The following is a 9411-nucleotide window of genomic DNA, read 5'->3' as shown; positions in this document are numbered from 1 at the left end:
CCCCCAGGGGCCGCCGTTGCTTCGTCGTTTTTCAACTGCCCTGTAGAGGACACCGCCCGTGTCAAAGACCGCCGTTCCCGCCCCGCAGCTCTCGCTCCCGAAGGACAAGATCAAGATCCTTCTGCTCGAGGGCGTCAATGACAGCGCCGTCGAGCTGATCGATATCGCGGGCTACACCAATGTCACGCGCCTGACCAAGGCCCTCGGCGGCAGCGAACTCAAGGAAGCCCTCAAGGGCGTGCATCTGCTCGGCATCCGCTCCCGCACCCAGATCACCCAGGACGTGCTGGATGCCGCCGACCGCCTGATCGCCATCGGCTGTTTCAGCGTCGGCACCAATCAGGTGGATATCGATGCCGCCCGCCGCAGCGGCATCCCGGTGTTCAACGCACCGTTCTCCAACACCCGCTCGGTGGCGGAGCTGGTGATGGGCGAGATCGTGATGCTGCTCCGCCGCATCGTCGATCGCTCGGTCGCCGCGCATGACGGTAAGTGGGACAAGTCGGCCACCAACAGCCACGAAGTCCGCGGCAAGACGCTGGGCATCGTCGGCTATGGCAATATCGGCTCGCAGCTCTCCAACCTCGCCGAAACCTTCGGCATGAAGGTGATCTATTACGACCACACCGACCGCCTCCGTCACGGCAACACCGAAGCGGTGGCGACGCTGCAGGACTTGATGGCGCAGAGCGACGTGGTCAGCATGCATGTGCCGGAGACGCCGGCGACCCAGGGCATGATCGGCGCGACTGAATTGTCATGGATGAAGGATGGCGCCTATTTCATCAATAACAGCCGCGGTACGGTGGTCGATCTCGACGCGCTCGCAGAGGTGCTCCGCAGTGGCAAGCTGCGCGGCGCGGCCGTGGACGTGTTCCCGGTGGAGCCCAGCTCCAACCAGGAGAAGTTCGTCACCCCGCTGCAGGGCCTGCCCAACGTGCTTCTGACGCCGCATGTCGGCGGCTCCACGGAAGAAGCCCAGGAGCGCATCGGCGCCGAAGTCGCGCGAAAACTGATCGACTACAGCGACACCGGTTCGACCGTCGGCGCGGTCAACTTCCCGCAGGTGCAGCTGCCTGCGCGTCCGCAGGGCACGCGCTTCATTCAGGTCCAGCGCAACGTGCCGGGCATGCTCGGCCGCCTCAATGAGGTGCTGGCCCGCCACGCCGTCAACATCGCTGCGCAATACTATGAGACCAACAACGATGTCGGTTATGTCGTGCTCGATGCCGATGCGTCGGCTGCCGACAGCCAGCGCGTCCTCGAAGACATCCGCGGGCTGGACGGCACGATCCGCGCACGTCTGCTGTATGAATACAAAGATTAAGTCGGACGCCCGCTACATCGGGCAGGGACCAGGCATTTGACTTATCCGAGCTACAGATTCTCCGTGGCGCCGATGATGGAGTGGACCGACAGTCATTGTCGCGTTTTCCATCGTCTTCTGACGCGGCGCGCTCTGCTCTATACGGAGATGGTCACCACGCCTGCGATCATTCACGGCGATCGTAAGCGGCTGCTCGGCTTTGATGTCAGCGAGCATCCGGTCGCGTTGCAGCTCGGTGGCTCTGATCCCGAAAAGCTTGCCGAAGCCGCGAAGATCGGTGCCGATTTCGGTTATGACGAAATCAACATCAATGTCGGCTGTCCCTCGGACCGCGTGAAGGAAGGCCGTTTCGGCGCCTGCCTGATGGCGGAGCCCGATCTTGTCGCGCGTTGCGTGGCTGCCATGAAGTCTGCGGTCGATGTGCCGGTCACCGTGAAGTGCCGCATCGGCGTCGATGATCAAGATCCCGAAGTGGCGCTTGATGCTCTGGCAAAGGCAGTGGTGGCTGCGGGCGCGGATGGTCTGATCGTGCATGCGCGCAAGGCGTGGCTGAATGGCCTGTCACCGAAAGAGAACCGCACCATCCCGCCGCTGAACTATGATCGCGTCTATCGGCTCAAGGCCGCGATGCCGGATGTGCCGATCGCCATCAATGGGGGGATCCCAGGCGTCACCGAAGCCAAGGAGCATCTCGCGCATGTGGATGGCGCGATGATGGGACGTGCGGCCTATCAGGAGCCTTGGCGTCTGCTTGCGGTGGATCCTGAAATCTTCGGCGAGCCGGCGCAGCATGCCACGATGAAGGACGCGATGGAGGCGATGATGCCCTATATCGCGGACCAGCTCGCACGGGGCACGCGGCTGCATTCGATCACGCGGCACTTCGTCGGCGCGTTCCATGCCGTGCGCGGCGCACGGGCGTTTCGTCGGCATCTCGCCGAATACGGCGTGAAGCACGGCGCAGGTATCGATGTGCTGCGCGATGCGATCGCGCTGGTCGAGGACGAGCCGGTCGCGGCCGAGGCGGCTTGACGGTGATCGTAGGATGGGTTGAGCGCAGCGATACCCATCACCACCAGCGCTTGAGATGATGGGTATCGCTGCGCTCAACCCATCCTACGGCCTCAGCGCTTCACGGATAACCGCGCAGCTTCAGCTTGTCGGCGCGCACTTCCCAGCTTTCCAGCCGGTCCAGGAAGCTCATGCCGAGCAGGTTGCCTTTCATCAGCCCGCGCTGGACGATGAGGGCAGGAACCGAACGCTCCACCAGTCTGCCGACGGCAAGACGATCCAGCGTCAGCCGCGCCGCCTTGGTGCGGCCAGAGACGGTTTCGACATCGATATTGTAGGTCAGCAACTCGACCGGCAGGCCGATCGCCTTGGCGGTCTCATAGGACAGGATCACCGAGGTGGCGCCTGTGTCGATGATCATCGGCGTGGTGACGCCATTGATCGCGGCCTGCAAGGCGAACTCGCCGCCATTGCCGCGCGGCACGTCCACGATGCGCGGCATCGGCGGCACCTGCTTGCGCAGGATTTCGGTGACGAGGGTGCTCGCCTTCGTGATCTGGCCGGGATCGCCATAAGCGAGCGCGGCGCCTGCGGTGGCGAGGATCGCGATGATCAGCAGCAGGACGCGCGTCATGCAGCGCCCCCGACCGCAATGTTGCTCAGTTGGTGGCCGGCCGCGGCTTGCGGGCAAAGGTCGAAGGCGGTGCGAAGCCTGCCTCCGTCATGCGCGTTTCCAGCGTCGCCATGATGCTCAGGCGTTCCGCGCTCTCCATGCGGCCCCAGCGTGCGATTTCCTGCAGCGTGCGTCCGCATCCGAGGCAGAGCTTGGCTTTGGGATCGATGACACAGATGGCGACGCACGGTGTTTCTTTGTTCATCCAGGGATATGAGGTGGTTCGGCGCGGTTGCGCAAGGTGCTGGCGTTACAGTCCGGTTCCCGCATTCATGATCGGCTTGTTGCGCGGACGCCGCTTCTCGTCGGTGATTTCGTAATCCGGCTGCAGCGGCGGCGCGTCTTCCATCACGGGCGCCAGCGCCGACATCACGCGCTCCGGCGGGAAGGTGATGATCACTTCGGTGCCGATGCGGAGCTTCGATTTCAGCGTGAACGTGCCGCCATGCATGTCGATCAGGCTTTTCGCGATCGGCAAGCCGAGGCCGGCGCCTTGCTCGGCCGACTTGATCGAGTTCGAGCCCTGGCCGAACGAGGCCAGCACGATCGGAATCTCGTCTTCGGCGATGCCCGAGCCGGTATCCTTGCAGCTCAGATACTGGCCGCCCGAGGCGGTCCAGCCGACCTTGAGCCAGATCTCGCCGCCTTGCGGCGTGAACTTGATGGCATTGGAGAGCAGGTTGAGCACGATCTGTCGGCAAGCGCGCTCGTCGCCCCAGACGCGCGGCATGCCGTGTTCGAACACTTCGTGGATGGTGATGCCGCGGCTGGTGGCGCGAAGCTTCAGCAGATGGTGGCAATCGGCGACCACATGCTCGAGCGAGACCGCTTCTTCATTGAGCTCGTAGCGGCCGGCCTCGATACGCGACAGGTCGAGAATCTCGTTGATCAGATTGAGCAGGTGGACGCCGGAATTGTGGATGTCCGCCGAATAGTCCTTGTAGACGGCGACTGCATGGGCGCCGAAGATCTCGCTCTTCATCACTTCCGAGAAGCCGAGAATGGCATTCAGCGGCGTGCGCAATTCGTGGCTCATCTGCGCAAGGAAGCGCGACTTGGCGACATTGGCGGCTTCAGCGCGGTGGCGTGCCTCGTCCGAGATCGCCTTGGCCTGTTCGAGTTCGCCGATCAGCGCATCCTTCTCCGCACGCGCTTCCAGCGCGGCGAGGGTGGTCGAATGCAGGCGCTGGGCGAGCAGGATGAAATAGCCCTCGGCCGCGACAGCCAGTGCGGCGAGGACATAGTTGTCGAAATTGCCACGCAGGATGAAGCTCATCGCCACGCCAAAAGTCACCGGCGCGGTGGCGGCGATGGCGGCGATCGGCAGGCTCGATGCGAGCATGCTGGAGACGGCCACCACCAGCAGCATCAGGAACATCATCAGCGAATTGGAGACGACGTCGGCGCCGGTGGGATGTACGAGGATCGCCGTCCAGGCGAGGCCGTAGACGAAATCCAGCGCGACGAACCGCCTGCGCCACTTGCGCGTGGTGTTCGGGCCTGGTGGTTCCGCCAGATAGCGATTGCAGGCACGCAGGATCACGGCATGGATACATAGCATCCCGCAAGCCCAGGCGGCGGCGCTCAGCGGCTGCAGCCAGGCGCCGAACACGATGCCGGTGCCGACCACGAGCAGCGTCACCACCAGCGAGGCGGAGAGGCGGGTCTGAGCATATTGGCGGAGCAGTTCGCGGTCGAAAGCGGGACGGGTGCCGGAGGTCGAGATCAGCCGGTCGCGGGCCTCGCGCACGCGCTGTTGGGCCGCCCTCCGGTTGCGTGCCGGTGCAGCGACGGGCTCTTCAGCCGGAAGCTGGACGACCTCGGGCCTGGCGGCGGGCTCACTCATCACGCTTACACAAATCCTGCACGCAAATGCGGGCGGTTTTCACAGATCATTATCTGTGCCGCACAATCCTTAAAGGGCACCTTAAAGAACGCGGCAATCCGGTTAATTTACCATGAAAACACGCGCGGCCGGGGAAGCTCGCCATGCTTCGCCCGGCCGCGGATTTGTCAGTTGTATGAGACGCTTACTTCTCGAATCTTGCGAGAAGGCTTGAAGTGTCCCAACGCTTGCCGCCGATCTTTTCCACTTCCGCGTAGAAGTTGTCGACCAGTGCGGTGACCGGCAGGCTGGCGCCGTTGCGGCGAGCCTCGGCGAGGCAGATCGACAGATCCTTGCGCATCCATTCGACAGCGAAGCCGAAGTCGAACTTGCCGTCGTTCATGGTCTTGTGGCGGTTCTCCATCTGCCACGACTGGGCGGCGCCCTTGGAAATCACCTCAACCACCGAGTTGACATCAAGCCCGGCCTTCTTGGCGAAGTGGATGCCTTCCGACAGCGCCTCGACAAGGCCGGCGATGCAGATCTGGTTGACCATCTTGGTGAGCTGGCCGGAACCGGCCGGGCCGAGCAGTTTCTGCATCTTGGCATAGGCGGTGATGATCGGATCGACCTTGGCATAGACGGAGGACTCGCCGCCGCACATCACGGTGAGGGCGCCGTTCTCGGCACCGGCCTGGCCGCCGGAAACCGGGGCGTCGATGAAGTGGAAGCCGGCTTTGGTGGCCGCGGCGTCAAGCTCGCGGGCCACTTCCGCCGAGGCGGTGGTGTGGTCGACGAAGATCTTGCCCTTGCCCATGCCCGAGAAAGCGCCGTCCGGGCCGGTCGTCACCGAGCGCAGGTCGTCGTCATTGCCGACGCAGGCCATGACGAAATCCTGGCCTTCGGCCGCGGCCTTTGGCGTCGGGGCAGACTTGCCGCCGAATTTCTCCACCCATGCTTTCGCCTTGGCCGCGTTGCGATTGTAGACGGTGACCTCGTGGCCGCCTTTGGTGGCGAGATGACCGGCCATGGGGAAACCCATGACGCCAAGACCGATGAAAGCAACTTTGGCCATATCCGAACCCTTGATGTGCTGCCGGCTGTACCGCCGGCTATCGACTGTGGGGAGGTGGTGCCCGCGGACGGGCGGGAACACGAAGAGGCCGCAGCATAGTCGCTGCGCCGGATGCGGCAAAGCCCCGAGGTTGCGGCACCGTGACTTTGTGTGCGCCGCGAGAGGATTTCGCGGCCGAATTGCGCCCGCGCAATTCCCGGCGCAATCGTGAGCGAAACGGCATGGACATGGCGCACAGGTGCTCTATCTCTGCGGTTGGAATTGCGACGACCGGGAGACAGCATTTGAGCGTTTCGAAACAACAGGTTCTGGATGGCCTTGCCAAAGTGGCATCGCCGCGTGGCGTGCCGCTGGTGCATGCCAATGTGTTGTCCGAAATTGCCGTCGCTGACGGCAAGGTGATGTTCTCCATCAATGTGGATGCTGCAGAGGCACGTGCCTGGGAAAGTGTCCGGGCGCAGGCGGAAGCGGCGGTGCGGGCCCTGCCGGGCGTCACCGGCGCGATGGTGGCGCTGACGGCTGAGCGCAAGCCTGGCTCGGCACCCGCCGCACCGGCGCCGCACCGTCACGGCCCTGGCGGGCATTCCCATGGTTCTCAAGCACATGGCGTGCAGCCAGTCTCGGCGCATCGGCCGCACCAGCCCCCGGGGGCCCCGTCCGCCATGGGCAAGCAGGCCGAGATTCCCGGCGTGAAGGCAGTCATTGCGGTCGCATCGGGCAAGGGCGGCGTCGGCAAATCCACAACGTCGCTCAATGTGGCACTCGGTCTGCGCGATCTCGGTCTCAGGGTGGGACTGCTCGATGCCGACATCTACGGCCCATCGGTGCCGCGCCTCACTGGCATCAGCGAAAAGCCGGTGCTCAACGACGACAAGAAGATGATCCCGATCGACCGGTTCGGCCTGTCGATCATGTCGATCGGCTTCCTCGTCGAGGAAGAGACCGCCATGATCTGGCGCGGGCCGATGGTGATGTCGGCCATCACCCAGATGCTGCGCGATGTCGCCTGGGGGCAGCTCGACGTCCTCGTCGTCGACATGCCGCCCGGCACTGGCGATGCTCAGCTGACGCTGGCACAGAACGTCCCGCTGAAAGGCGCCGTGATCGTCTCGACCCCGCAGGATCTGGCGCTGATCGATGCCCGCCGCGGACTGGCGATGTTCACCAAGGTCAATGTCCCCGTTCTCGGCATCATCGAGAATATGAGCTATTTCCAGTGCCCGGAATGCGGCACCCGCTCGGACATTTTCGGCCATGGCGGTGCGCGGCATGAGGCCGAGCGACTGGGCGTGCCATTCCTCGGCGAGGTACCGCTGCACATGTCCATTCGCGCGATGTCGGATGCAGGCACGCCGGTGGTGGTGAGCGAGCCCGACGGCCCCCATGCGACGATCTACCGGAAGATCGGCGAGCAGGTCCGGGACAGCCTGAAGGCCGTCCTGGCCTGACGTCTTGGTCTGACCCTGTAGCGTCCGCCGAGCGGGCGCGGAATGACGCATAGAACTTTCGTCCAATCGGGCGAACTACGACGCTCGTCTCATTTTCCGCCGCTTCATAACCGTGTTACATCACCGGCGACCAAGAGCGCCGTCGGCTGAATCACGCAATGATCGCCCGTCGAAAAGCTCGAAGGATTTTTGGGGAAACGCTTTCAAAAGGAGAGCTTGAATGAAGCGTCGTGAGTTCTTGAAGGTTTCGGCGGCGGGTGCTGCCGGGGCCGCTGCAGTTGCCTCGCCGGCCATCGCGCAGTCGACACCGGAAATCAAGTGGCGCCTGGCGTCCTCGTTCCCGAAGTCGCTCGACACCATCTATGGCGGCGCCGAGATGATGGCGAAGCAGGTGTCGGAAATGACCGACGGCAAATTCCAGATCCAGGTCTTCGCAGCCGGCGAACTGGTACCGGGCCTGCAGGCGCTCGACGCCACCTCGAACGGCACCGTCGAAATGTGCCACACCGTTTCCTACTACTATGTCGGCAAGGACCCGACCTTCGCGATCTACGCGTCGGTGCCGTTCGGCCTCAATGCCCGTCAGCAGAATTCCTGGTGGTATCAGGGCGGCGGTGAACAGCTGGGCAACGAATTCTACAAGAAATTCGGCGTGATCGGTCATCCCTGCGGCAATACCGGCACCCAGATGGGCGGCTGGTTCCGCAAGGAGATCAAGACCGTTGCCGATCTCAACGGCCTCAAGATGCGCATCGGCGGCATTGCCGGTCAGGTGCTGCAGAAGGTCGGCGTGGTGCCCCAGCAGCTCGCTGGCGGCGACATCTATCCGTCGCTCGAAAAGGGCACCATCGACGCTGCCGAGTGGGTCGGTCCCTATGACGACCAGAAGCTCGGCTTCCAGAAGGTTGCCAAGTACTACTACTATCCTGGCTTCTGGGAAGGCGGCCCGACGGTCCACGCTTTCACCAATCTCGACAAGTTCAATTCGCTGCCGAAGAACTATCAGGCGATCCTTGCGAACGCCTGCGCCAACGCCAACACATGGATGGCTGCGCGTTACGACATGCAGAATCCGCAGGCGCTGAAGCAGCTCGTGGCATCGGGCACGCAGCTGCGTCCGTTCACCAACGAAGTGCTCGACGCCTGCCTGAAGGCGACCAACGAGCTCTGGGCCGACATCTCGTCGAAGAACCCCGACTTCAAGAAGTCGATCGACGCGATGCAGGCCTATCGTTCGGACGAATATCTGTGGTGGCAGGTTGCCGAATACACCTTCGACAGCTTCATGATCCGCTCGCGCACGCGCGGCTGATCCGAACTGATCGCCCCATCAATCAGCCCGGTCTCCGCGAGGAGGCCGGGCTTTTTTCGTGCGCATTTGTTTGGCGTTCAGCGGGCGATTGCTTCATCATCGCATCATGCCTCCGGCAGAGAGGCACGAAACATTTGAGGGAGCCGATATGAAACGTCGTCAGTTCATTCGCATGGCGGGGCTCGGTGCTGCCGGCGCCGCAACGGTCGCGTCACCCGCCATCGCGCAGTCGATGCAGGAAATCCGGTGGCGACTGACGTCGAGTTTTCCGAAATCGCTCGATACGATCTATGGCGCGACCGACCTGTTTGCGAAGGCTGTTGCGGAAGCGACAGACAACAAGTTTCAGATTCAGGTTTTTGCGGCGGGTGAGATTGTGCCGGCGTTGCAGGCATTGGACGCTGCATCGAACGGCACCGTCGAAATGGCGCAGACGGCCGGATACTACTATGTCGGCAAGGACCCGACTTTCGCCATCGGCACATCGATGCCGTTCGGCCTCAATAGCCGCATGCAGACCGCGTGGCTTCATTCCGGTGGCGGCGCCGAACTCTTCAACGACTTCCTGAAAAACTACAACCTCATTGCTTTCGCGGCCGGCAATACCGGCTGCCAGATGGGTGGCTGGTTCCGCAAGGAGATCAAGGAAGTCGCCGACCTCAACGGTCTGAAGATGCGCATCGGTGGAATCGCCGGCAACGTCCTGGCCAAGATCGGCGTCGTCCCGCAGCAGGTCGGGG

9 protein-coding genes are annotated in these 9411 nt (G+C 63.1%); 5 read left to right on the top strand and 4 right to left on the bottom strand.

What is annotated here, in order from left to right:
* The first annotated feature begins 58 nt into the window (after positions 1–58).
* Together serA and dusA are read left to right on the top strand one after the other, a co-directional pair.
* Entirely contained in the window at positions 59–1327 is a 1269-nt protein-coding gene (gene serA, locus ACIQ17_RS26380; RefSeq protein WP_398472264.1) for a phosphoglycerate dehydrogenase, read from the top strand.
* Positions 1328–1363: 36 nt separating this feature from the next.
* Positions 1364–2359, top strand: coding sequence for a tRNA dihydrouridine(20/20a) synthase DusA (gene dusA, locus ACIQ17_RS26375; RefSeq protein WP_398472263.1), 996 nt, complete (start codon positions 1364–1366; stop codon positions 2357–2359).
* Positions 2360–2459: 100 nt separating this feature from the next.
* On the opposite strand, the gene ACIQ17_RS26370 is transcribed toward dusA, so the two are convergent.
* The 4 genes from ACIQ17_RS26370 to ACIQ17_RS26355 all read right to left on the bottom strand — a co-directional run bounded on the left by ACIQ17_RS26370 (position 2460) and on the right by ACIQ17_RS26355 (position 5911).
* Positions 2460–2972 carry a TIGR02281 family clan AA aspartic protease gene (locus tag ACIQ17_RS26370; protein WP_398472262.1) on the bottom strand — a complete coding sequence of 171 codons (513 nt, stop codon included), beginning with the start codon at positions 2970–2972 and terminating at the stop codon, positions 2460–2462.
* Between the two features lie 25 nt (positions 2973–2997).
* Positions 2998–3216 carry a DUF1289 domain-containing protein gene (locus tag ACIQ17_RS26365; protein WP_398472261.1) on the bottom strand — a complete coding sequence of 73 codons (219 nt, stop codon included), beginning with the start codon at positions 3214–3216 and terminating at the stop codon, positions 2998–3000.
* Between the two features lie 45 nt (positions 3217–3261).
* Complete coding sequence (locus ACIQ17_RS26360; RefSeq protein ID WP_398472259.1) at positions 3262–4857, bottom strand: sensor histidine kinase; 1596 nt, start codon at positions 4855–4857, stop codon at positions 3262–3264.
* Between the two features lie 184 nt (positions 4858–5041).
* Positions 5042–5911 carry an NAD(P)-dependent oxidoreductase gene (locus ACIQ17_RS26355; protein ID WP_398472258.1) on the bottom strand — a complete coding sequence of 290 codons (870 nt, stop codon included), beginning with the start codon at positions 5909–5911 and terminating at the stop codon, positions 5042–5044.
* A 284-nt stretch (positions 5912–6195) separates the two neighbouring features.
* On the opposite strand from ACIQ17_RS26355, the gene ACIQ17_RS26350 reads away from it, so the two are divergent.
* The 3 genes from ACIQ17_RS26350 to ACIQ17_RS26340 form a co-directional block, all read left to right on the top strand.
* Positions 6196–7359 (top strand): Mrp/NBP35 family ATP-binding protein, encoded by a 1164-nt coding sequence (locus tag ACIQ17_RS26350; protein WP_398472256.1) that lies wholly within the window; start codon positions 6196–6198, stop codon positions 7357–7359.
* 220 nt (positions 7360–7579) lie between these two features.
* Positions 7580–8671, top strand: coding sequence for a TRAP transporter substrate-binding protein (locus ACIQ17_RS26345; protein WP_398472255.1), 1092 nt, complete (start codon positions 7580–7582; stop codon positions 8669–8671).
* Between the two features lie 148 nt (positions 8672–8819).
* Positions 8820–9411, top strand: a 592-nt coding sequence (locus ACIQ17_RS26340; RefSeq protein ID WP_398472254.1) for a TRAP transporter substrate-binding protein, incomplete at its 3' end; no start/stop codon positions are given.

This window comes from Tardiphaga sp. (assembly GCF_044340795.1).
Lineage (GTDB): Bacteria > Pseudomonadota > Alphaproteobacteria > Rhizobiales > Xanthobacteraceae > Tardiphaga.
Note: the sequence above shows the minus strand (reverse complement) of the source record. Positions and strands in the feature narration are given on the sequence as shown.

Coding starts and splice junctions, on each gene's coding strand:
- ACIQ17_RS26370 (WP_398472262.1), bottom strand. CDS start 2,972: ATGACGCGCGTCCTGCTGCTGATCATCGCGATCCTCGCCACCGCAGGC.
- ACIQ17_RS26365 (WP_398472261.1), bottom strand. CDS start 3,216: ATGAACAAAGAAACACCGTGCGTCGCCATCTGTGTCATCGATCCCAAA.
- ACIQ17_RS26360 (WP_398472259.1), bottom strand. CDS start 4,857: ATGAGTGAGCCCGCCGCCAGGCCCGAGGTCGTCCAGCTTCCGGCTGAA.
- ACIQ17_RS26355 (WP_398472258.1), bottom strand. CDS start 5,911: ATGGCCAAAGTTGCTTTCATCGGTCTTGGCGTCATGGGTTTCCCCATG.
- ACIQ17_RS26345 (WP_398472255.1), top strand. CDS start 7,580: ATGAAGCGTCGTGAGTTCTTGAAGGTTTCGGCGGCGGGTGCTGCCGGG.